This is a genomic window from Nocardia sp. 852002-51101_SCH5132738 (assembly GCF_001665695.1).
GTDB lineage: Bacteria > Actinomycetota > Actinomycetes > Mycobacteriales > Mycobacteriaceae > Nocardia > Nocardia nova.
This window is the reverse complement of sequence record NZ_LZML01000189.1, coordinates 39,862-63,263: the sequence shown is the minus strand read 5'-3', so window position 1 is coordinate 63,263 and position 23,402 is coordinate 39,862. Positions and strand designations below refer to the sequence as shown.

General features: G+C 69.1%; 20 protein-coding genes and 1 pseudogene. 8 read left to right on the top strand and 13 right to left on the bottom strand.

What is annotated here, in order from left to right; genetic code table 11:
• Positions 1-96 precede the first annotated feature (96 nt).
• Positions 97-927 (top strand): enoyl-CoA hydratase/isomerase family protein, encoded by an 831-nt coding sequence (locus A5789_RS29630; RefSeq protein ID WP_063010110.1) that lies wholly within the window; start codon positions 97-99, stop codon positions 925-927.
• 75 nt (positions 928-1,002) lie between these two features.
• On the opposite strand, the gene A5789_RS29625 is transcribed toward A5789_RS29630, so the two are convergent.
• The 6 genes from A5789_RS29625 to carD all read right to left on the bottom strand — a co-directional run bounded on the left by A5789_RS29625 (position 1,003) and on the right by carD (position 6,001).
• Positions 1,003-1,299, bottom strand: coding sequence for a hypothetical protein (locus A5789_RS29625; RefSeq protein WP_063010108.1), 297 nt, complete (start codon positions 1,297-1,299; stop codon positions 1,003-1,005).
• A gap of 275 nt (positions 1,300-1,574) precedes the next feature.
• Positions 1,575-2,543: a 23S rRNA (guanosine(2251)-2'-O)-methyltransferase RlmB gene (rlmB, locus tag A5789_RS29620; protein ID WP_063010106.1), complete on the bottom strand. Its 969-nt coding sequence runs from the start codon at positions 2,541-2,543 to the stop codon at positions 1,575-1,577.
• A 61-nt stretch (positions 2,544-2,604) separates the two neighbouring features.
• Positions 2,605-3,990, bottom strand: coding sequence for a cysteine--tRNA ligase (gene cysS / locus A5789_RS29615; protein ID WP_064903602.1), 1,386 nt, complete (start codon positions 3,988-3,990; stop codon positions 2,605-2,607).
• 238 nt (positions 3,991-4,228) lie between these two features.
• A complete protein-coding gene (gene ispF, locus A5789_RS29610) occupies positions 4,229-4,711 on the bottom strand; it encodes a 2-C-methyl-D-erythritol 2,4-cyclodiphosphate synthase (RefSeq protein ID WP_063010212.1) in 483 nt (160 codons plus the stop codon).
• Between the two features lie 14 nt (positions 4,712-4,725).
• A complete protein-coding gene (gene ispD, locus A5789_RS29605) occupies positions 4,726-5,502 on the bottom strand; it encodes a 2-C-methyl-D-erythritol 4-phosphate cytidylyltransferase (protein ID WP_082856664.1) in 777 nt (258 codons plus the stop codon).
• Between the two features lie 10 nt (positions 5,503-5,512).
• A complete protein-coding gene (carD, locus tag A5789_RS29600; protein WP_019931623.1) occupies positions 5,513-6,001 on the bottom strand; it encodes an RNA polymerase-binding transcription factor CarD in 489 nt (162 codons plus the stop codon).
• 272 nt (positions 6,002-6,273) lie between these two features.
• Here carD and A5789_RS29595 point away from each other — a divergent pair, with 272 nt between their 5' ends.
• The 3 genes from A5789_RS29595 to disA all read left to right on the top strand — a co-directional run bounded on the left by A5789_RS29595 (position 6,274) and on the right by disA (position 9,687).
• On the top strand, positions 6,274-7,002 hold the full coding sequence (locus A5789_RS29595) for a hypothetical protein (protein ID WP_063010102.1): 729 nt from the start codon (positions 6,274-6,276) through the stop codon (positions 7,000-7,002).
• Positions 7,003-7,054: 52 nt separating this feature from the next.
• A complete protein-coding gene (gene radA / locus A5789_RS29590; protein WP_030517317.1) occupies positions 7,055-8,458 on the top strand; it encodes a DNA repair protein RadA in 1,404 nt (467 codons plus the stop codon).
• Positions 8,459-8,583: 125 nt separating this feature from the next.
• On the top strand, positions 8,584-9,687 hold the full coding sequence (gene disA / locus A5789_RS29585) for a DNA integrity scanning diadenylate cyclase DisA (protein ID WP_064903600.1): 1,104 nt from the start codon (positions 8,584-8,586) through the stop codon (positions 9,685-9,687).
• Positions 9,688-9,723: 36 nt separating this feature from the next.
• On the opposite strand, the gene A5789_RS29580 is transcribed toward disA, so the two are convergent.
• Positions 9,724-10,377, bottom strand: coding sequence for a hypothetical protein (locus A5789_RS29580; RefSeq protein ID WP_063010098.1), 654 nt, complete (start codon positions 10,375-10,377; stop codon positions 9,724-9,726).
• Positions 10,378-10,525: 148 nt separating this feature from the next.
• Entirely contained in the window at positions 10,526-11,149 is a 624-nt protein-coding gene (locus tag A5789_RS29575) for a carbonic anhydrase (RefSeq protein ID WP_030517314.1), read from the bottom strand.
• Positions 11,150-11,310: 161 nt separating this feature from the next.
• Between A5789_RS29575 and A5789_RS29570 the strand changes: the two genes are divergently transcribed.
• A complete protein-coding gene (locus A5789_RS29570) occupies positions 11,311-12,198 on the top strand; it encodes an A/G-specific adenine glycosylase (RefSeq protein WP_174554943.1) in 888 nt (295 codons plus the stop codon).
• Between the two features lie 138 nt (positions 12,199-12,336).
• Here the strand turns inward: A5789_RS29570 and A5789_RS29565 are convergent.
• The 5 genes and pseudogenes from A5789_RS29565 to kstR all read right to left on the bottom strand — a co-directional run.
• Positions 12,337-13,227, bottom strand: a pseudogene (locus A5789_RS29565) (metal ABC transporter permease); the annotation flags it as partial.
• Positions 13,224-14,066 (bottom strand): metal ABC transporter ATP-binding protein, encoded by an 843-nt coding sequence (locus A5789_RS29560; RefSeq protein ID WP_064923430.1) that lies wholly within the window; start codon positions 14,064-14,066, stop codon positions 13,224-13,226. The pseudogene A5789_RS29565 and the gene A5789_RS29560, both read right to left, overlap by 4 nt.
• Before the next feature lie 230 nt (positions 14,067-14,296).
• Positions 14,297-15,226, bottom strand: a complete 930-nt coding sequence (locus A5789_RS29555; RefSeq protein ID WP_082856661.1) for a metal ABC transporter solute-binding protein, Zn/Mn family — start codon at positions 15,224-15,226, stop codon at positions 14,297-14,299.
• A 136-nt stretch (positions 15,227-15,362) separates the two neighbouring features.
• Complete coding sequence (otsB, locus tag A5789_RS29550) at positions 15,363-17,936, bottom strand: trehalose-phosphatase (protein WP_063010092.1); 2,574 nt, start codon at positions 17,934-17,936, stop codon at positions 15,363-15,365.
• 166 nt (positions 17,937-18,102) lie between these two features.
• Positions 18,103-18,759 carry a cholesterol catabolism transcriptional regulator KstR gene (gene kstR / locus A5789_RS29545; protein ID WP_030517308.1) on the bottom strand — a complete coding sequence of 219 codons (657 nt, stop codon included), beginning with the start codon at positions 18,757-18,759 and terminating at the stop codon, positions 18,103-18,105.
• Between the two features lie 150 nt (positions 18,760-18,909).
• On the opposite strand from kstR, the gene A5789_RS29540 reads away from it, so the two are divergent.
• From A5789_RS29540 to A5789_RS29530, 3 genes are read left to right on the top strand one after another with little or no spacing between them, the layout of a single operon-like run.
• Positions 18,910-21,093, top strand: coding sequence for an acyl-CoA dehydrogenase (locus tag A5789_RS29540; RefSeq protein WP_064906830.1), 2,184 nt, complete (start codon positions 18,910-18,912; stop codon positions 21,091-21,093).
• 54 nt (positions 21,094-21,147) lie between these two features.
• Positions 21,148-22,227, top strand: coding sequence for an acyl-CoA dehydrogenase family protein (locus A5789_RS29535; RefSeq protein ID WP_063010088.1), 1,080 nt, complete (start codon positions 21,148-21,150; stop codon positions 22,225-22,227).
• A complete protein-coding gene (locus tag A5789_RS29530) occupies positions 22,212-23,381 on the top strand; it encodes an acyl-CoA dehydrogenase family protein (protein ID WP_063010086.1) in 1,170 nt (389 codons plus the stop codon). Before A5789_RS29535 ends, A5789_RS29530 begins: the two co-directional genes overlap by 16 nt.
• Positions 23,382-23,402 lie beyond the last annotated feature (21 nt).

The window sequence follows — 23,402 nt, the reverse complement described above, 5'->3', positions numbered from 1 at the left end:
CGTCTATGAGCCGTTCACCCCGCCGCAGCGAAGCGGAGGCAGATAACACAGCCAGTAAGGTGGTCGGGAAAGATCACCCAAACCTAGGATCGTCGCATGAGTTCGGAACTGCAGGTCGATGTGTCCGCCGGTGTCGCCGTACTCACGCTCAACCGTCCCGCACAGCAGAACGCCATGACGCCCACGATGGCGGTGGAGCTCGGGACCGCGCTGCGGCGCTGCGATACCGAGGACGCGATTCGGGCGGTGGTGATCACCGGGACGCCGCCCGCGTTCTGCGCGGGCGCCGATCTGTCCGCCCGCGTCGGTGACGTGCGCGGCACGATCGATCCGCCGCCGTGGCAAATCCGCAAGCCGGTGATCGCGGCCGTGAACGGGCATGCCGTGGGGATCGGGCTGTCGCTGGCCCTGCAGTGCGATCTGCGATACATGGCCACCGATGCCGTATACGGGCTGAATCAGGTGCGTCGCGGCGCGATGGCCGACGGCTACGCGCACTGGACACTGCCGCGGCTGGCGGGAATGGCCAACGCCGCCGACATCATGCTCACCGGCCGCACCTTCGACGGTGAGGAAGCGCGCCAGATGGGCGTGGCCAACAGCAGTCTGCCGGCGGGCGAGGTACTGCCGACCGCCTTGGCCGTGGCGCACGACCTGGCGGCCGGTTCCGCGCCGCTACCGACCGCTCTGACCAAACGGTTGCTCTGGGAGGGCCTGGGGATGAGCCCCGAGGCGGTCGGCCGGCTGGAATCCGAGCTGCACGGCTTCGTCGGCAAGAGCGTGGACGCGGCCGAGGGCATGGCGGCGTTTCGCGACCGCCGCCAGCCACAGTGGAAGGGCAGTATCAGCGCCGAATGGCCCGCGGGCGAGTTGTCGTCGCCGGGCGAGCGTCGCGGTCTCGACGGCACCGCCGAGGAACCGGCCTAGTCCTGCGAAGCCGGGCGCTTCGACCTCGGACCGGTTACGGAGCCACCGCCGGCGAGTTCCCCCGGAGCCGCCCGGTCAGCGCCCGCCGATGAGCATCAACAGAAAGACGCACGCGTACAACACCATCAGTACGGTGCCGACGATGCCGACCACATAGCCGACCACCACCTGCGATCGGCCGCCGATGGTGCCGCCGGACATCTCGATCTGGTCGAGCGCCCGCTTGCCCATCACCCATGCCACCGGACCCAATGCGCCACAACACAATAGGCTCAGCACACCCAGGATCAGCACCGTCGTCGCATGGGGGTGTTCGACCGGGTTACCGGTCGGCGGCTCAGGCAGCGATCCCCAGTAGTCGGGTTGATTCATGGCCACCGTGCGAGTTTAAGGCGTGCCCACCCTAAAAGCTGTATCTTCGGCCTACGCTTCGCTTCGGCGGGGGTCTCGGCCCCTTGGGCCTCGATTTTTCACTCCTCCGCTCAGTCGCTGCGCTCCCTCGCTCCGTCGCTCCAAAATCGAGGCGGGCCGAGACCACCATGGTGCACGCCTCGTAGACGTTCACCCGCGTGGGGTAAGCGCCTGCTGCCTCGCAAACGGCTGCGACGGTGCAGAACTCACTGGCCGATAGCCCGGCTGCCCCCCGCTCAGCGGCGTTGGCGGGCGATGTCGGCCAGCACGACTCCCGCTGCCACCGAGGCGTTGAGCGACTCCACCGGCCCGGCCATCGGGATGCTGATGATGGTGTCGCAGGTTTCGCGGACCAGGCGCGACAGGCCCTTGCCCTCCGAGCCGACGACCACGACGGTCGGTGTGGTGCCGTCGAAGTCGTCGAGGACGGTGTCGCCGCCGGCATCGAGGCCGACCACCTGCAGACCTGCCTTGGCCCAATCCTTCAGTGTGCGAGTCAGATTGGTCGCACGCGCCACGGGCAGCCGGGCCGCGGCGCCGGCGCTGGTGCGCCAGGCGACCGCGGTGACGCTGGCGCTGCGGCGCTGCGGAATCACCACGCCGTGCCCGCCGAACGCGGCGACCGAACGGATCACCGCGCCCAGGTTGCGGGGATCGGAGATGTTGTCCAGCGCCACCAGCAGCGGGGCGGTCCCCGAAGCGCGGGCGCTGTCCAGCAGATCCTCCGGATGGGCGTAGCGGTACGGCGGCACCTGCAGGGCCATGCCCTGATGTAAACCGTTGGTGCTCATCCGATCCAGGTCGATGCGCGACACCTCCAGGATGGAGATTCCGGCATCGGCGGCGCGCTGCACGGACTCGGTGAGGCGGTCGTCGTTCTCGGTGCCCAGCGCGACGTACAGCGCGGTGGCCGGAACCTCCGCGCGCAGACACTCCACCACCGGATTGCGGCCGAGCACCAACTCCGGCCCGTCGTCACCCTTGCGGGTACCGGGCCGGGCGCGGTTCTGCCCCTGCGTCGCCTTGGCCGCTTTCGCCGCCGCCGCAGCGCGTTTCGCGGCGGGGTGGTTCTTGCGCATGGTGGCGGGCGGGGTGGCGCCGCGGCCCTCGAGTCCGCGACGGCGCTTACCACCGCTGCCGACGACGGCGCCCTTCTTGGTGCCGCCCTTACGGATCGCACCTCGTCGCTGCGAATTTCCTGCCATCAGTATGCCTTTCGTGTCGGTCGCGACACCCGCACCCGATCAGCAGGCTTCGCTGGGAGAATCATTTGGCCAGCGACCAATCCGAGCCGCCGGGAGTGTCGACGACGTCGATTCCGGCCGCGCCCAACCGGTCGCGCACGGCGTCGGCGGTGGCCCAGTCCTTTTCGCGGCGGGCCTGCTGGCGGCGTTCGAGTTCGGCCCGCACCAGGACGTCGAGCGCGGATTCGGCCGCCGAGGTGTCCTTCGGGCCGGCCCAGTGCGCATCCAGCGGATCGACGCCCAGAATTCCGAGCATCGCCCGCACCTGTCCGGCGGCCTCGCGCGCCGATTCGCCCGCGCCCGCTTCCAACGCCCGATTGCCCTCGTGCACCACGCGATGAATCTCGGCCAGGGCCTTCGGGATCGCGAGACTGTCGTCCAGCGCCTCGGCGAAGGCGTCGGTCCATTTCCCGACCGCGACCTCACCCACCCGCTCGACGGTGCGCTGCACGAATGCCTCGAGTCGCTGATAGGTCTGCGCGGCATCCGCCAGCGCCTGTTCGGAATATTCGAGCATCGACGCGTAATGCGCACTGCCCAAATAGAACCGCAATTCCACGGCCCGCACCTGGGCGAGAATATTCGGCACCGAGAGCGTGTTGCCGAGCGATTTCGACATCTTCTCGCCGCCGAGCGTCACCCACCCGTTGTGCAGCCAGTACTGCGCGAATCCGTCTCCGGCGCCGCGGGATTGGGCGATTTCGTTCTCGTGGTGCGGAAAAACCAGATCCATACCACCGCAGTGGATATCGAATTCGGGCCCGAGGTAGAACTCGGCCATCGCCGAGCATTCCAGATGCCAGCCCGGACGCCCGGGTCCCCATGGCGAGGGCCAGGTCGGCTCGCCCGGTTTCGCGGCCTTCCACAGCGTGAAATCGCGCGGATCGCGCTTACCCTCGCCGGCGCTCTCGCCCTGTTGCACATCTTCGAGTTTGTGCCCGGACAGCGCACCGTATTCCGGATAACTGCGCACATCGAAATACACATTGCCGCTCGACGCGTAGGCGTGGCCGCGGTCGATGAGCCGCTGCATCATCTCGACCATCTGGGTGATGTGCCCGGTGGCCCGCGGTTCCACCGAGGGCGGCAGCACCCCGAGCGCTTCGTAGGCGCGGTCGAAGGCGCGTTCGTGCGTCGCTGCCCATTCCCACCACGGGCGGCCCGCCGCGGCGGCCTTGGCGAGGATCTTGTCGTCGATATCGGTGACATTTCGCACGAAGGCCACGTCGTAGCCGTTCGCGGTGAGCCAGCGGCGCAGCACGTCGAAGGCGACGCCGCTGCGGACGTGCCCGATATGGGGTTCGCCCTGCACGGTGGCGCCACACAGGTACACCGACGCACGTCCAGGGACCAGCGGGGTGAAATCCCGCAGGGTCCGCGTCGCGGTGTCGAACAGGCGCAGAGTCACGACCAGCCATCCTAAGGCTTGTTGAACAACGGTATGGGTGGGCCCCTCCTATGGTCCACGGTCCATCGAATGCGATGACACCGCGGGTCCGGAACGGATTCGACGGGGCATGTTTCCGGAGCGAGTGTGAGGCCGACGGTGCGGCCGCCCGGCGCGGATGCGAATACGGCGGTCGGCGCCGAGTTCGCCGCGGTAGATCGGCGCGAACGATAAATCAGCACCGAATCGCCGACTGCGGTTACGCGGTACTACATCGCCCGTCGTGCACGAGTAATGCGGTCGCGACCGCGGCGATTCCCTCCCCACGGCCGGTGAGCCCCAGACCGTCGGACGTCGTACCGGATACCGAAACCGGGGCGTCGAGTAATTCGCCGAGTATTTTTTGCGCTTCGGCGCGTCGCGGCCCGATTTTGGGGCGATTACCGATGATCTGCACCGCCGCGTTGACGATCCGATATCCGGATTCGGCGAGCAGGCGCCGTACCTCGGTCAGCATCGCGGCGCCGGAGACGCCCTCCCACTCGGGACGTCCGGTGCCGAAGACCGCGCCGACATCGCCCAGGCAGGCGGCCGACAGCAGCGCATCGCACAGGGCGTGGGCGGCCACATCGCCGTCGGAATGTCCGGAGCAGCCGTCGTCGCCCTCGAACAGCAGCCCGGCCATCCAGCAGGGCCGACCGGGTTCGATGGGATGCACATCGCTGCCGATGCCGGTGCGCAGCGCGGTGAGATCGGTCATCCGGTCACCGCCGCCTCGGTCGTCGTGGTGACCGCGGTCTCGGCGTTCGCCGCGCCGGCAGCCCCGCCCGCGGCGGTGGAGTCGTCCGCTACCAGCGCGTTCGCCAGTCGCAGATCCAGTGGGCCGGTGATCTTGAATGCCAGGGGATCGCCCGGAACCACCGAGACGGTCGCGCCCATCGCCTCCACGAGGCCGGCATCGTCGGTGGCGGGCAGGTCGACCGCATAGGCCTCGCGCAGCAGCGCGGCGTCGAAGCCCTGGGGAGTCTGGATCGCCCGCAGTCCGGAGCGGTCCGGTGTCCCGGTGACATCACCGGCCGCGTCGACTGCCTTGATGGTGTCGGCCACCGGGATGCCGGGGACGACCGCGCGATGACCGGCGTCCAGCGCGTCCACGACGCGCTCGATCAACGACGGCGGCGTCAGGGCGCGGGCCGCGTCGTGCACGAGGATATGGGTGGCTTCCGGGGCGGCGGCCAAGCCGGCGCGCACCGAGTCGGTGCGTTCTACGCCGCCGGCCACCACATCGACCGGTATCGAGCTGGCCGCGTGGGCACGGGCGGCGAGCAGTTCCCGGGCCGCATCGATCATCTCGATGGGCGCCATGATCACGATGCGGTCGACGACCCCGGACGCGATCAGACCGTCTACTGCGTGTACGAGCATGGGACTGCCGCCGACCGGGACGAATGCCTTGGGTGTCGATTCACCCAGGCGAACGCCCCGACCGGCGGCAGGTACCAATGCCACAACGCGGCGGGAGTTGAGCGTCAAGGCGATGCGGTCAGGAGGCCGCGGCGAGAACCTCGTCGAGCAGGGTCTCGGCCTTGACGTCGTCGGTGCCCTCGGCGAGCGCGAGCTCACCGACCAGGATCTGCCGGGCCTTGGCCAGCATCCGCTTCTCGCCGGCGGACAGGCCGCGGTCCTGCTCCCGACGCCACAGGTCGCGGACGACCTCGGCCACCTTGTTCACATCGCCGGAGGCGAGCTTCTCGAGGTTGGCCTTGTACCGCCGAGACCAGTTCGTCGGCTCCTCCGTGTGCGGAGCGCGTAGCACCTGGAAGACTCGGTCGAGACCTTCCTGGCCGACGACGTCGCGGACGCCGACGTACTCCGCGTTCTCTGCGGGAACCCGAACGGTGAGATCGCCTTGAGCGACCTTCAGGACCAGATACTCTTTCTGAACACCCTTGATGGTGCGAGTCTCGATTGCTTCGATCAGCGCCGCTCCGTGGTGGGGGTAAACGACGGTGTCTCCGACCTTAAAAATCATGTGTCCCGTGCCCCTTTCGATGTTCACAGTTTAACATGCGACTCGATAACGCCGCGATCAACGGCGCAGGTCAGGGGCCACAACAGGCCGACCTTGGGGCTTGACAGATCGCGATGCGTGTGCATCCCGTTGCGGCAGAACGGGATACGCGGCTCGCGGGTCGCCGCGGAACATTACACCGGACCGGTCCACACCGACCACCCTGCGAACTACTACGCTGCCTACTACTACTCTCCATCGTGGAGTGAGCCGGTCGACATGGAGGACAACCCGTGACTGCCCTGAAAGCCACCACAGCGTCGAATGTGACCAAGGTGTCGCGGCGCGCAATCGCTGTTGCCGCGCTGGCCACCGGTGCGGCGCTGGCGTTGTCCGGATGCGGTGCCGGCCAGATCTCGCAGACCGCGGGTCAGGTGCCCGCCGTCAACGGCAGCGCGGCCACCGTCGGCAACGTGGCGCTGCGTGACGTGCGCATCCTGCTGCCGCAGTCGGAGGAGTACACCAACGCCAAGGGTGGCAAGTCCGTCGTCGCGTTCAGCGCGATCAACGAGGGCTCGTCCAAGACCGACCAGCTGGTCAGCATCACCACCGACCTCGGCCAGGTGAAGATCACCCCGGCCACGCCGGAACTGATCCCCGGCCAGACGGTCGTCGCCGCGAGCCCGGAGGCCGCCAAGGCCGCCCAGGCGGGCGCCGAGAACGCCTCGCCGACCACCGGCGCCGCGCAGCCCACCAGCTCGCCCGCCACGCCCACGCCGGAGCACAGCGCGTCGCCGCGCCAGGAGGGCGCCGGTTCGCCCGATCAGCCGGCCGACCCGAACGCGCATCCGATCCTGGTCGAGATCACCGGACTGACCAAGGACATCGTGCCGGGCCTTACCTACGGCGTCACCTTCAACTTCAAGAACGCCGGCACCGTGCAGGTGCAGGTGCCCGTCGACGCCGGCCCGAACACCCCGCGGCACGAGGGCGCGACGGTCGCCGAGCACGGCGGCCACTGAGGCTCGCTCCTGCACACCGGCCCATGTCGGCCCCCCTATCTAGGCTGCGCACGTGGCCAAGGTGAAATCGCTGTACCGCTGCTCGGCATGCGGGAACGAGGTTGCCAAATGGGTGGGGCGCTGCCCGGGGTGCAACGAATGGGGAACCGTCGACGAGGTGGTGTCGGCCGGCGCCGGGGCGGGAGCGCATGCCGCCGGGCGCCGGGCACTGCTGCCCTCGACGGCCGCGGCGCCCATCTCGACCATCGACTCGAAGGTCACCCGCGCCCGGCCCACCGGTGTCGCGGAATTGGATCGCGTCCTCGGCGGCGGGGTGGTGCCCGGATCGGTGGTGCTGCTCTCGGGTGAGCCGGGCGTGGGCAAGTCGACGCTGCTGCTCGAGGTCGCCCACCGCTGGGCGCGGGAGCGCGAGGAGCGTGCGCTCTACGTCACCGCCGAGGAGTCCGCCGGGCAGGTCCGGCTGCGCGCCGACCGGACCGGGGCGGTGCACGAAAGGGTTTATCTCGCAGCCGAATCCGATCTCGCCACGATTCTCGGCCATGTCGATCAGGTCCGGCCGACGCTGCTGGTGGTCGATTCGGTGCAGACCATGCTGGCCGCCGACGCGGACGGGGTGATCGGCGGTGTGACCCAGGTGCGCGCGGTGACCGCGGCCCTGACCTCCCTGGCCAAGGCGAGCGGTATCGCGGTGTTGCTGGTCGGCCACGTCACCAAGGACGGCAATGTCGCCGGGCCGCGCACCCTCGAACACCTGGTGGATGTGGTGTTGCAGTTCGAGGGCGACAAACACTCCACCCTGCGCATGGTGCGCGGCATCAAGAACCGCTTCGGCAGCGCCGACGAGGTCGGCTGTTTCGAACTGCACGACGACGGCATCGCCGGGGTGAGCGATCCGTCCGGGCTGTTCCTGCATCACCGTGCGGATCAGGTTCCCGGCACCGCGATCACGGTTGCGATGGACGGTAAGCGGCCGCTGCTCGGCGAGGTGCAGGGGTTGACCGTATCCACCCAGGTACCCGCTCCGCGACGCGCGGTGAGCGGTCTGGACTACAACCGCGTCTCGATGGTGCTTGCGGTGCTGCAGAGCCGTTGCGGCGTGTATCTGGGCAAGCACGACGTCTACGCCGCCACGGTCGGCGGAATGCGGTTGACCGAGCCCGCCGCCGATCTGGCCGTCGCGGTCGCGATCACCGGCGCCGAACGCGATATCCCGCTGCGCGCGGGCATGGTGGTGCTGGGCGAGGTCGGCCTCGCCGGTGAGGTCCGGCGTGTCACGGGGGTCGGGCGCAGGTTGCGCGAGGCCGAGCGGCTAGGTTTCACGGAGGCGTTGGTACCGCCCGGAACCGACCTGTCCGGCATCGGAATGAAGGTGCACGAGGTCGCGAGTGTTCGTGCGGCTCTCGCCTCGAGTGGTTTGTCGAAGCGACGACGCGAGCGTGTGGAGGCTGTGGAATGATCCCGGGCCGTTGGGTGACACACCTGCTCGGCCGTCCCGCGCCGCGCCGCAGGTTCGTGACTCCAGCGGACGTGCCGGCCACGGTGGCTGCGGCAGATGGGGTGGCTCCGGCGGATGGGTCGCCCGTGGCCGAGGCGGTCGAGGCCGATGGTGACCGCGGCCTGAGTACCACCATCGCCCGGCTGGTGCCGGGCACCGAACTGCGTGACGGTATCGACCGGATCCTGCGTGCCCGCACCGGCGGGCTGATCGTGCTCGGCTACGACGAGGAACTGGAGCGAATCTGCGACGGCGGATTCGAACTCGACGTCGAATTCTCGCCGACCCGGCTGCGTGAGCTGTCGAAAATGGATGGCGCCGTGGTGCTTTCGACCGACGGCGCACGTATCCGCCGCGCCAATGTCCATCTGGTTCCCGACCCCGGCCTGCCGACCACCGAATCCGGCACGAGGCACAAGGCGGCCGAGCGCACCGCCGCGCAGACCGGCTATCCGGTGGTGTCGGTGAGCCGCTCGACGGGCATCGTCACGGTCTATCTCAACGGGCACCGGCATCCGATCCAGACCTCGGAGACCATCCTGTCGCGCGCCAATCAGGCGATGGCGACGCTGGAGCGCTACCGTTCGCGCCTGGACGAGACCACCCGGCAGCTGTCGCTGGTGGAGTTGAACGACTGCGCCACGGTGCGCGATGTGCTGGCGGTGGTGCACTGCCTGGAGCTGGTCCGCCGCGTCGCGCGCGAAATCAGTTCCGACGTGGCCGAACTCGGCGTGGACGGCCGGCAGCTGGCGCTGCAACTGGCCGAACTCGTCGGCAACACCGAGGCCCTGCGCCGCCTGCTGGTCCGCGACTACATCCGCACCGAACCGGTCGACGACGTGATGGTCGACCGCACGCTGGCAGCGCTCGACGGGCTGCTCGAGGTGGATCTGCTCGAACTCACCAACCTCGCTCCGCCACTGGGCTTTCCGGCGACATACGAGGCCCTCGACACCGCCGTGGGCCCGCGCGGATATCGGGTGCTGGCCGAGATTCCGCGGGTGCCGCTGCGCCGCGCCGAACCCGTGATCGCCGCATTCGGCTCGCTGTCGGGCCTGGTTTCGGCGAGCGCCTCGGATATCGAGGGCGTCGACGGTATCGATGCGCATCTGGCCCGGCAGATCCGCGAGGGCCTGTCCCGGCTGTCGGAATCCGGCGCGGTGCGATCGGCGGAATCCGGCACGGTCTGAACCGGCTTCGGGCGCTACCGGTTTCGAGCCGGTGAGTCAGGCGATGTTGAAGGTCTCCGGCGCGCTGCGCACCGAACCGAACTGCGCCACCACCGCGTACCCGCCGGCCGGCACCGGAACGCGATCGCCCGCACAACCCGGCTGCGACGTGGTGCCCGACCAGGTGAGAGTGAACGCCGCCTGCTGGCCGCCGTTGAGCGTGCGGAGATCGGCCGGACCGCCCTGATCGCAATCGGTATTCGACCACAGCTTGCGCTGGCCGTCCAGCGACTGCACCCACACCTGCTGCAGGCCCGAACCCATATCCCGAGTACAGCCCGCGGTGGAGATGTTGGTGAGCACGATGGTGAACACCGGCTGATCACCGGCCTTGTAGGTCGGCTGGCCGACGGTCACCTTCACCGCCAGCGACTGATCCGGGCACGGGGCGGGGATGCCGCTGGCGGTGGCGTTGACGGTGCCCGAAGCCGGCGCCTTCGAACCGCTGGGATCGGCGGTGGTGGATCCCCCCGCCTTCGCGGAGGTGGAGGTCGCCCCCGCGGCCTTGGGGTCCTTGTCGTCCCCGCCGCCGCGCAGCAACATCAGCGCCAGCCAGATGACCAGAGCGAGCGCGACGATCAGCGCGCCGATGGCGAGCAGGCGGCGACGCCAGTAGATCTCCGGCGGCAGCGGTCCATTCGGTTCCAGCACGGCAACAACGGTAAGGGCACGATCGTGCCGTTCCGCTCAGGTACGCGGCGTGTCGGCGCCGAAATGGCGGTGACGCCGGGTACATTTTCGCGCCGCCTTCCGCGGCGGTGCGGGCACCCGGCGATCACCGTGTGAGAACCGTTGTGGTTCAGACTGTTTCGCCGATATCGCCGATCACCTTGTGCAACTGCGCGCGGCCGTCGGCAAGCTTGTAGTTCACACAGGCGATCGCGCACTGTCCGCTGTCGACCCGATCGGAGACGATCTTCGAGCGATCGGTGAGCAGGCGTGCGGTCTCCTGCACGTGGCGGGCCTCGAGTTCGTCGACTTCGGTGAGTCCGTCGCGGCGGCCGGTGAGGATGGACGGCGATACGCGCTCGACCACGCTGCGGATGAATCCGCCGGGCACGTTGCCGTCGTCGAGGGCGTCGATGGTCGCGCGGACCGCGCCGCAACTGTCGTGTCCGAGGACCACGATCAGCGGCACGTTGAGGATGGCGACGCCGTATTCGATCGAGCCCAGCACCGACTCGTCGACGACGTGGCCGGCGGTGCGGACCACGAACATATCGCCGAGGCCCTGGTCGAAGATGATCTCCGCGGCGACGCGGGAGTCGCCGCACCCGAACAGGATGGCCCGGGGCTGCTGGCCACCGACGAGTTTGGCGCGGTCGGCGGCGCCCTGGCTGGGGTGCTGCAGTGTGCCGTTGACGAACCTGTCGTTACCCTCGCGGAGAGACTTCCAGGCACTGATCGGGTTGGTATGAGGCATGCGTCCCATTTTCCACAGCTTGCGGGCTACCGGCGAGTCCGATTGGCTACACGTGGGCAAATTTCGGATCACCGGCGGGCGGGCACGGCGGTGATGTCGTGAGCTCGAAGGCGGCGAGCGAGACCACGCGCGACCCGGTCGCGGGCGTCGACAGCGACGTTCTGATCGACTGGTACGAGCAGTCCGCCCGGGACCTGCCCTGGCGGCGGCCCGGCGTGAGCGCCTGGCAGATCCTGATGAGCGAGATCATGCTGCAGCAGACGCCCGTGGTCCGGGTGGAGCCGATCTGGCGGGAATGGGTGCGGCGCTGGCCGGTGCCCTCGGCGATGGCCGCCGCCTCGCCCGGTGAGGTGCTGCGCGCGTGGGGCAAACTCGGATATCCGCGCCGTGCCCTGCGGTTGCACGAATGCGCCCGGGTGCTCGCCGCCGAATACGGCGACGTGGTGCCCGACGATGTCGAGGTGCTGCTCACCCTGCCCGGCATCGGCGCCTACACCGCGCGGGCGGTGGCCTGTTTCGCCTACGGGCAGCGAGTTCCGGTGGTGGACACCAATGTTCGCCGAGTGGTTGCCCGTGCGGTGCACGGCCGCGCCGAGGCCGGCAATCCGCGCGCTCGCGATCTGGCCGAAACCGAGGCCCTCCTCCCGGTCCGGATCGACCGGGCGGCGGTCTTCTCCGCGGCGCTGATGGAATTGGGAGCCACCGTCTGCACCGCTCGCACTCCCGACTGCGAGCGCTGCCCGCTGCCGCGCTGCACGTGGGTCACATCCGGTCGTCCGGCATCCGATGTGGTGCGCCGTACCCAGAAATACGACGGCACCGATCGGCAGGCTCGCGGGCGACTCCTGGACGTGCTGCGCGCGGCCACCGGACCGGTCGAACGGGTGGCTCTCGACCTGGCCTGGACCCGCGATCCGGGCCAGCGCGACCGGGCACTGGATTCGCTGCTCGTCGACGGTTTGATCGAGCAGACCGCCGAGGGGTTGTTCGCGCTGGCCGGCGAGAGCGGCGCCGTCATGCTGTCCGGACCGGCCGGTCGGTCCGGCTGACCGAATCGACCCGAGGCGGGCGATCGACGACCGCGGGTCTCATCCGCGGACCGGCAGCTGTTCCTCCGCTCGGTTCCGTCGCGAATCCGGGTCGTTCGAGGCGTCGATATGCGGAGCCGGATCCGGCGCCGCTGTCGCGGCAGGCGCCGGGGTACGCAGGGCCGTGCGGCGGCGCGCGTTCACGACCGGGCGGCCGATGAACCGGCAGGCCAGGTAGATCACGAACGAGATGGTCGTGATGAAGGTCGAGACCGGGACGCCGGGCGCCAGGGACAGCAGAATCCCGCCCACGGCGGCGATTTCGGCGAACAGCACCGACAACAGCGTCGCCCGCAGCGGGCTCGCGGTGAGCTGGGCGGCGGCCGCTGCGGGGGTGATCAGCAGCGACAGCACCAGCAGGGCGCCGACGATCTGCACCCCGAAGGCAGCGGTCACGCCGAGCAGCACCGCGAACACCACCGAGAGCGCGCGCACCGGAACCCCGCGCGCCACCGCGACTTCCGGGTCGGTGCTGGCGAAAAGCAACGGGCGGTAGATGAACGCGAGCACCGCCAGCACGCCGACGGTGCAGAGCGCGAGCGAGGTGAGACCGGTGCCGCCGACGCTGACCACCTGCCCGGTGAGCAGGGAGAATTTCGATCCGGCGCGACTCGGCCCCAGCCAGAGGAACAGCACCGACAGGCCGAGCCCGAACGACATCACCACCGCGATCACCGAATCACGTTCGCGCGCCTTGGAACCCAGCAGACCGAACATGACCGCCGCGATCACCGATCCCGCGATCGCCCCCGCGCCCACGCCGATACCCACCAGCAGCGCGGCCGCGGCACCGGTCAGCGAGAGCTCGCTGGTGCCGTGCACGGCGAACGACATCTGCCGGTTCACGATGAGCGGCCCGATCACCCCGGCGAGCAGTCCCAGCAGGGCGGCCGCGAGCACCGCCTGCTGCACGAAGTCGTAGGACAGCAGGTCGGCGGTGGTGTGCAGATCCAGCATCTTGGTGAGGACGTCGGAAAGTTTCTCGTTCATTCGCCGGCTCCCTCGGTGTGGTGGGTGCCCAGTGCATCGATTTCGTCGCCGGTGCCGACGACCACCAGCCGGCCGCGGACGCGCAGCACGTCGACCTCGGTGCCGTAGAGCTCCGAGAGCACATCCGAGGTCATCACCTCGTCGGGCGTGCCGATCCGGAACCTGCCCTCCACCAGATACAGCACCCGATCCACCAGCGGCAGAATCGGATTGATCTCGTGCGTCACGAACAGCACCGCGGTGTCGTGGGTGCGGCGGCGGCGATCGATGAGTTCGGACACCAGCCGCTGATTGGCCAGATCCAGGCTCAGCAGCGGTTCGTCGCACAGCAGCACGCGCGGATCACCGGCCAGTGCCTGCGCCACCCGCAAGCGTTGCTGCTCACCGCCGGACAGCGATTCCAGCGGTGCGTTCGCGAAATGCTCGGCTCCGACCTGGGCGATGGCGTCGGCGACCCGGCGCCGGCGCTCGCCCCGGCCGCGCCCGCCCAGCCCCCAGCGATGCCCGTCCACGCCCAGCCCGACCAGATCGATCCCGCGCAGTTGCACACCGGCATCGATCGTCTTCTGTTGTGGCACATAGCCGATACGCGGATTGCCCAGCCGGGCGGGCGCCCCGCTCACCTCGACCGTCCCCGCACTCGGCGCGAGCTGCCCCAGCAGCATCCGCAGCAGCGAGGTCTTACCGGATCCGTTGGGTCCCAGCACCGCGACGAATTCGCCGGGCGCGACGTCGAGATCGAGGCCCTGCCAGAGCGTGCGCGGCCCGAACGCCAGGCTCGCACCCCGCAGCGATACCGCGGGTGCCGCCGTGGCCGCCGCTGATGTGGTCGCGGGAATCGTCGCCGCCTCGCCGGTCTCCTCGCAGAACGCGCACTCCGCGCCGTCGAAACGGGGCGTGCTCGCGACAGAGCCGGGCCGGGCCGCCGTATCCGGGGATTCGTCGGCGGTCGGCCGGGTCCGCTGGTCGCCGTCCCTATCGGTGTGGCCGTCGCCGGAGAGTGCGTCGGCTCCGCTGCCGGCGGATTCCGGCGCTTCGGTTCGGGTGCGTCCCGCCATCACTACCTCCCTCAGCCGAGCGCGGCGGCCAGTGCCGTCGCGTTGTCGGTCTGCCACTTCACGAAATCGGTGTTCGCCGGGAGGGTTTCGGTGACCTCGACGATCGGCACACCCGCGGATTTCGCGGTCGCGGCGACATCCTTCGTGGTCTTGTCCTCGGTCTGGATGTTGTAGACCAGCGCGCGAACCTGCTTGCCGGTCAACAGCTCTCGCACCGCCGCCAGATCCGCCGGCGAGGGATCGGTGCCCTGTTCGATCGCCTCCTCGAAGGCGTGCGGGGTGCGGTCGTCGGTGTCGGCGGCCAGCAGCAGATAGTGCGCGAGCGGTTCGGTCTGCAGTACCGGCGTCTTCGGGTGGGCGGCCGCGGCTTTCGCGGTGATCGCGGAGATGTTCGCCAGCTGGGCGCGGAATCCGGCGGCGCGATCGGTGAAGGCCTGCTTGTGCTCGGGATCGATGCGGCCGAGTTCGTCGGCGATCCGCCCGGCCACGGCGTCGACGGTCTTCATGTCGTACCAGACGTGCTCGTTCTCGTCGTTCGGCGTCGAGCGCAGGTCGAACGCGGCGATGCTGGGTTTGCCGCGCCCCGCGGCCGCCTTCTCGGCGAATTCGTCGTAGTGGCCGCCGTTGTAGAGCACCAGCGCGGCATCGCGGATCGCGGCGGCATCGGTCGGGCTGGTTTCGTAGGAGTGCGGGTCCACGGCCGGGCTGTCGATGATCGACTTCACCTCGACATCGGGACCCCCGACCGCCGCCGCGACGCTGCCCCAGACATCGGTGGAGGCGACGATTTTCGGCTTCCCCGAATCCGAGGACGATCCCGAGCAGGCGGCCAGCGTGACCGCGGTGGTGATCCCCAGCGTGACGACAGCGATTCGAGCGGCGAAACTTCTGATCACGCGGGGTACTCCTGCACACGAGCTCTTAACGGAAACGATTTCCATTTAAATGTAGCGTATGTGGCGGGCCCGGACCCCATCGATCGGACCGGCCGGGATGTGAACCGCACCACGAACAGGGCCCGCGACCGCTCGATCCGAGCGACCGCGGGCCCTGGAACGGGAATCCGCCGACCGGTGGCTACTGCACCATGGCCGCTACCGGCTGGCTCAGCAGCTGGGCGCAGCGCAGCAGACCCAGATGGCTGTAGGCCTGCGGGTGGTTGCCCAGGGACCGTTCGGCGACCGGGTCGTACTCCTCGCTGAGCAGTCCGGTCGGGCCGGCGACATCCACCAGCTGGGCGAACAGCGCCTCGGCGTCCTCGCGCTTGCCGATCAGCAGGTAGGCCTCCACCAGCCAGGCGGCACACAGGTGGAAGCCGCCCTCACCGCCGGGCAGGCCGTCGTCGTGGTGATAGCGGTATACCGTCGAGCCGCTGCGCAATTCGGCCTCGGTGGCGACGACCGTGGCCGCGAAGCGCGGATCCGACGGTTCGATCAGTCCGCTGAGGCCGATGTGCAGGGTCGCGGCGTCCAGATCGGTGCCGTCGTAGGCGGCCGTGTAGGACTGCACCTGCTCGTTCCAGCCCTTGGCCTTGACCTCGTCGGCGATGGTCTCGCGCAGTTCGACCCACACCGGGTCGATGCCGCGGTCGAACCGCTCGGCCAGCTTCAAAGCCCGGTCGACCGTCAGCCAGCCCATCACCTTCGAATACACGTGGTGACGCGGGTTGCCACGGATCTCCCAGATGCCGTGGTCCGGTTCGCGCCAGCGGCGCTGGACAGCCTGGACCATGGCCTCGACGAGTTCCCAGTCGCGGTCGGGCAGTGCCTTGGCCGGGTCGAGAATGCCCTTGCCCTCCCGAGCCTCGGCCAGGGCCGCGATCAGATCCACGATCGGGCCGAACACATCCAGCTGGACCTGCATATTCGCCGCGTTGCCCACGCGTACCGGCCGCGAGCCCGCGTAACCGGGCAGCTGATCCAGCACGGCCTCCGGGGGCAGCGTCTCGCCGTAGAGCGTGTACAGCGGGTGCAGGCGTTCCGGTCCGGCCAGCGTCTCGAGCACGCGGTGCGTCCAGGCCAGGAAATCCTCGGCCTCCGCCAGCGAGCCCAGGGTGACCAGGGCGTGCGCGGTGAGCGAGGCGTCGCGCAGCCAGCAGTAGCGGTAGTCCCAGTTGCGGACGCCGCCGATGTCCTCGGGCAGCGAGGTGGTGGCCGCGGCCAGAATCGACCCCGACGGGGCGTGTACCAGCCCGCGCAGGGTCAGCGCCGAACGCTTCATCAGATCGGGCTTCAGCGGCGGCAGGTTCAGATCGGCGGCCCAGTCGCGCCAGTACCGCTCGGCCTCGTTGCGCCGATCCGCCTCGCTGACCATCGCTGGGGCGAGATCGGAGGTGCCGCAGCGCATTTCGAGCACGATCGGCCCCTGCGAAGGGTCGACCACCGCGCGGGCGACGTGGTGGATGCCCTCTTCGGAGATCTCCCACTGCACGCCGGGGGAGCGCAGCACGATCGGATCGTTGGTGCCGTGCACGCGCAGGCCGGCCGGTTCGCGGACCAGCGTCACCGGCACCTGCCCGAACTCCGGGCGGGGTGCGAAGGTGACCACCGCGCGCGCGTCACCGGTGATCACGCGGGTCAGATCGGTGCGTTCCAGCGCGACGTCGTGCGGCAGGTAGTCGACGATTTTCAAACTGGACCAACGGGTTTCGACGGTCATAGTGCCGTCGACGTAGCGCTGGGACAGCGGCAGGCTCTGACGCTCGGGGGCGATGGTGAAATGTCCGGCAGCCGGGCCGCCCAGCAGATGGGCGAAGACCGCCGCCGAATCCGGCTCGGGATGGCAGAACCAGCTGACGGTCCCGTCGGGGGTGAGCAGCGCCTTGGAGCGCGGCGAGGCCAGCATGGTCAGCCGCTCGATGCGCGGCGCCGACGCACCCGCCAGCCAGGTACGGCGCTCCTCGAGCAGGAACGCCAAAGCCTTGGCGACCTCCTCGGTGCTGGGCACCCGGTACTCCGCGAGGCTCTCGCCGTCGCCCACCTTGATGCCGATGTCCGGACCCGACAGCCGCGCGAAGGCCTTCTCGTCGGTGACGTCGTCACCGAAGAAGACGGCGGCCGAGGCGCCCTCCTGATGGCGGATGATGTCGAGAGCCGCGCCCTTGTCGGTCTGGATGACGGCCAGTTCGATGACCGCCTTGCCCTCGGTGACCTGGATGCCGACCCAGCTCGCCGGACCCTGCCGGGCCTGCTGCAGCGCACGCCGGCCCACCTCGGGAGTGGCGTTGCGCACATGCAGCGCGATACTGGCCGGCTTGGCCTCGACGGTGACGCCGGGATTGTCGTCGGCGATGGCGGCCAGGGCGTGGCGCACCTCGGTCAGCAACTGCTTGGCGTCGTTGTCGATGGCGTGCACGAATCCGACATCGAATTCGGAGCCGTGGCTTCCGATCAACTGCACCTCGACGGGAAGCCGGGAAAGCGCCGCGAGATCTCGCAGCGCGCGGCCGGAGATGACGGCCGCGGTAGTGGTCGTCAGGCCGGCGAGCGCACGCAATGCGCTGACCGATTCCCGATGGGGATAGGCCTTTGCCGGATCGGAGACTATGGGCGCGATTGTCCCGTCGTAGTCCGAAGCGACCAATAGCCGCGGCACGCGGGCTACGGCCGACAAGGCACGGCGAAGTTCGTGTGGCAGATCCTGTGCGCTCACGCATCCAACCTAGTGATCGGAGGAGATTTTTCAGGGCGCGAGAAACTTTACTGGGTCAGGTTTGCCCGCGTGTTGGCGCAGTGATACGTGCTGTTTACACGAGCTCGCCAGGCAGGTTTCGAACGCCGGACCTACATTGTCCGGCAATCCGCTCCCTGCCGCGCGCTCAGGACTTTTCGCCCAGCAAGAGGTCGACGGTCAGGTCGAGGCGCTCGGCCACATCGGTCGCCGAGGCGCGCCGGGTGAGCCACGCCACCAGATTCGACAGCCACACGTCGCTGATGACGCGGGCGATGGCCAGATCGCGCTCGGTGGGCTCGCCCTCGTTCACGGCCCGCGCGAAGAAGCGGTCCATCACCTTGCCGACCCGGTCGACCTCGGCGGCCGCGGAGGCGTCGGCGAACATGAACGCTCGCGTCATGGCCTCGGTGAGCAGGGGATCGCGCTGCATGGCGCGGGTGACCTGGGTCAGCATCACGTGCATGCGTTCCTGCGGGGTCTGCCCGGCCAGCGGCTTGCGTTTGCTGTCGAACTGCTCGAATTCCCGGGCCAGTGCCGAGACCAGCAGATGCACCTTCGAGGGGAAGTACCGATACAGCGTGCCGACCGCGACGTCGGCGCGTTCGGCGACCGCGCGCATCTGCACCGCGTCGTAACCGCCCTTGGAGGCGAGCGCGAGGGTGGCGTCGAGGATCCGCTTGCGCCGTTCGCGCTGGGCCGCCGAGCTCAGCTCGTCCTCGCTGAGGGTGCTGACCGTCGCGCGATTGCGGGCTCCGTTCTGCGCACCCGAGTCGGCTGCCTGCTCTCGGGAGGGACTGGCCATTCGTGAAAGTCCTTTCCTGCACGCACGTCGGTTCCGGTGGCCGACGAGCGTAGTTCAGCGGCGGCGACGGACGCCCCTTGACTTACGCCCGACCGTCACATTAGAACATGTTCTAGGTGTGGGAGTCACGCCGGAAAGGCGGTATGGAGTGTGACCATCGCCACCACTGACGAGCATAAAGCCGTCCAGGAGTCGATGCGCGGATGGGCCGCAGCGGTGCACCCGATTGCAACAATGCGCAGTGGCGCGCCGGGGTACTGGCGTGAATTCTGGCCGGGCCTGGTGGGCCTCGGCATCTTCCGCGTCGCGGTCCCCGAGGAGGCCGGCGGCGCGGGCGGCTGCGTGAGCGATCTGGCCGTGCTGATCGAGCAGGCGGCGCATGATCTCGTGGGCGGACCGGTGACGGCTACCGCGCTGGCCGGCCTCGTTGCCGGCGACACCCTCGACGAGGATACGCCCTGCGGTATCGCCCTGGGCGAGCCTGTTGTGCTGTCGCACAACGCAACCGACGCGCTGGAAGTGACCGGCACCTGGGAGACCGTGCTCGGCGCCGACGAGCAGACCGCGCTGTTGCTGGCGGTACGCTCCGGCGACCGCGAGCTGTGGTGCCTGCTGCCGGCGGGCACGCCGGGCGTGACGGTCGAGGCGCTCGAGCCCCTGGACCCCAGCACTCCGCTGGCCCGTGTGGTCTGCGCAGGCGTCGCGGTGCCGGCCGGGCACATCTTCGAACCGCCCTACGCGGTGGGCGATCTCGTGGCCGCGCTGATCGCGGCCGAGGCCGCGGGGATCGCGGGCTGGTGCCTGGAGACGGCGGTCGACTACGCCAACGTCCGGGAGCAGTTCGGCCGCAAGATCGGCGAATTCCAGGCGATCAAGCACATCTGCGCCTGGATGCTGTGCCGCACCGAACAGACCCGCGCCGTGGCGGCGGACGCGGCGGCAGCGGCCGATCCGGCGACCGCCGCGGGAGCTACCGACGCGGGTGGTGGCGAACTGCGACTGGCCGCCGCCGTCGCGATGGCGATCGCGCTGGACGCCGCCGTGGAGAACGCCAAGGACTGCATCCAGGTGCTGGGCGGTATCGGCTTCACCTGGGAGCACGACGCGCACCTGTACCTGCGGCGCGCGACCGCGCTGCGGGCGTTGCTGGGCGGCTCGGCACACTGGCGGGCCGAGGTGGCGAAGCTGACGCATGCCGGAGTGCGGCGCAACGTCTCTGTCGACCTCGGTGACGCCGAAGGCGGATCGGCATGGGAGGCAGCGGGTCTGGACACGGCCGAGGGGACCGTGCTGGCCGCCGACCTGGCCCGTATCGCCGCGCTGCCCGCCGGAGAGCAGCGCAGCGCACTGGCCGAGGCGGGACTACTGGCCTGCCACTGGCCGGCTCCCTACGGTCGCGACGCCGACCCGATTCAGCGCAGTCTCATCGAGGATCAGATCCGTAAGGCCGGAATCGAGCTGCCGGATCTGGCGATCGCCAACTGGGCGATTCCGACCCTGCTGCAGTGGGGTACGCCCGAGCAGATCGAGCGCTACGCGCTGCCCACGCTGACCGGTGAGGTCATCTGGTGCCAGCTGTTCTCGGAGCCGGGCGCCGGCTCCGATCTCGCGGCGCTGCGCACCGTCGCCGAGCGGGTCGAGGGCGGCTGGAAGCTGCGCGGCCAGAAGGTGTGGACCTCGCTCGCCGACCGTGCCACGTGGGGAATCTGTCTGGCGCGCACCGATTCCGCCGCGCCGAAGCACAAGGGCATCAGCTACTTCCTGGTCGACATGAAGAGTGCGGGGCTCGAGATCCGGCCGCTGGTGGAGATCACCGGGGAGGCGCGCTTCAACGAGGTCTTCCTCGACGACGTGTTCGTCCCCGACGACTGCCTGGTGGGAGAGCTCGGCAACGGCTGGCGGATCGCCCGGTCCACGCTCTCGGCGGAGCGAGTGGCCATGGGCGGCAAGGGAATCGGCGACGAGCTCGAGGCCCTGATCGCCGCAGCTCCCACCGCGGGCCCGGGTGCCGAGGTGGTCGCCGATCGCCTGGGCGCGCTGGTCGCCGATTCGGTGGCCGGCACGTTGCTGGAGGCGCGTGCGGCCGCGAAATTGCTGTCCGGCGGTGACCCCGCGGCGGAGAGCAGCGTCCGCAAACTGGTCGGCGTCCGGCACCGGCAGGCAGTGGCCGAATTCGCGGTCGAACTGTCCGGCACGGCCGGTGCGCTGGATACCGACGTGGTGAAGGAATTCCTGCTCACTCGCTGTCTGTCGATCGCCGGCGGCACCGAACAGATCCTGCTGACCGTCGCCGGTGAGCGGATTCTCGGGCTGCCGCGCGAATCGAAGGGCTGATACCGCAGGGCAGTGGCCACCAGAGCAGCCCACATCCGACAGGGAGCAAAAGAATTGGACTTCACCAGAGACGAGAGTCAGGACGCGGTCGCCGAAGTCGTCGTGAGCCTGCTCGAACACGACAGCGCGCGTGATCTCGCGTTGTGGCCCGCGCTGGTCGACAGCGGGCTGCTGGCGCTGCCGCTGCCGGAACAGCACGGCGGCGACGGGATGGGACTGCTCGAGGTCTCGACCCTGCTGACCGAACTCGCGACCGACGCGGTGGCGGTGCCGGCACTGTCGACCCTCGGGTTCGGCGTACTGCCGCTGGTCGGCCATGTCGGAGACGACTTGGCGGCCAAGGTCTTTCCCGCCGTCGCCAAGGGCGCGATCCTGACCGCGGCACTGCACGAACCGGGCGCCCCGTTCGTCGCCGAACCGCAGACGAAGGCGGTGGCCGACGGCGATTCGGTGCGGATCACCGGCCGCAAGATCGCGGTGCCGTACGCGGAACAGGCACAGTGGATTCTGGTGCCGACCGATCGCGGTATCGCGGTCGTCGACGGTGACGCGAACGGCATCACCCGCACCGAGAGCCCGAGTTCCACGGGCGCGCCGGAATTCTCGGTGGCCTTCGACGACACGGTGATTCCGGCGGCGCAACTGCTGGATATCCCACTGGAGGACCTGCACCGCATCGCCCTGGCCACCCTCGGGGCGGTCGCCGACGGTTTGCTCAAAGGCGTGCTGGCGCTGACCTCGGAACACCTGCGGACCCGGCAGCAGTTCGGCCGCCCGCTGGCCGAATTCCAGGCTGTCGCACAGGAAATCGCCGACGTCTACGTGGTCTCGCGCGCCTTGCAGGTGGCCGCGACATCCGCGAACTGGTCGCTGGCGCAAACCTTCGGCGGCGAGAACTACAGTGGTGACAAGCACCTGGAACGTGTCGATGACGACCTCGATGTGCTGGCGTTCTGCGTGGCCTCCGAGCTGCCGGCGGCCATGCAGCGGTGCCATCACCTGCACGGCGGCATCGGCGTCGATGTGACTCACCCGCTGCACCGCTACTACTCACAAGCCAAGGACATCGCCCGCTGGCTCGGCGGTGCGTCGTTCCGGCTGGACCGGTTGGGAGCCAGATGTACATCGATCTGACCGCTGAACAGCACAAGCTGCGCGACGAATTACGCGCCTACTTCGCCGATCTCGTCACTCCCGAGGAGGAGGCCGAGATGGCGGTGAACCGCCACGGCGACGCCTACCGCGCGGTGGTCAAGCGGATGGGCCGCGACGGGTGGCTGGGCGTGGGCTGGCCGAAGGAGTACGGCGGCCAGGGCTTCGGCCCGCTGGAACAGCAGATCTTCTACAACGAGGCGGTCCGCGCCGATGTGCCGGTGCCGCTGGTGACGCTGCTGACCGTCGGCCCGGCGCTGCAGTCGTTCGGTACCGACGAGCAGAAGCGCAAGTTCTTGCCCGGAATCCTCACCGGCGACATCCATTTCGCCATCGGATATTCCGAGCCGGACGCCGGCACCGACCTGGCCGCGCTGCGGACCTCGGCGGTGCGCGACGCCGACGGCGACTGGATCGTCAACGGGCAGAAGGTGTTCACCACCGGAGCGCACGAGGCGGATTTCATCTGGCTCGCGGTGCGCACGGGTTCGGTCGAGTCCCGGCACAAGGGCATCTCGATCCTGATCATGGACACCACCGATCCCGGCTACTCGTGGACGCCGATCATCACCGCCGACGGCGCGCATCACACCAACGCCACCTACTTCGACAACGTCCGCGTGCCGGCGGAAATGCTGGTCGGGGAGGAGAACGGCGGCTGGAAGCTCATCACCACCCAGCTCAATCACGAGCGGGTCAGCCTGGGACCGTCCGGCAAGATCGAGCAGCTCTACGAGCGGGTACGTGACTGGTCGCGGCGCCAGGGTGTCCTGGAGGAGCCCGAGGTGCGGCGCGCGCTGGGCCGCCTGCACGCCATGGTGCGGGTCAACGAACTGCTGAACTGGCAGGTCGCCTCGAATATGGAGCGCCCCGATTCCGACCAGCGGGATGTGATCGCCGACGCCTCGGCGACCAAGGTGTACTCCACGGAGGCGCTGCAGGAGGCGGGCCGGCTGGCGGAGGAGATCGTGGGGCGCTTCGGCGATCCGGCCGATCCGGTCACCGCGGAACTACTGACCTGGCTGGACAAACGCACCAAGCAGAACCTGGTCGTGACCTTCGGTGGCGGCGTCAACGAGGTCATGCGCGAACTGATCGCGCAGATGGGCCTGCGCCTGCCCCGCGTACCGAGATAGGAGTTTTCGCGTGTCGGAAAC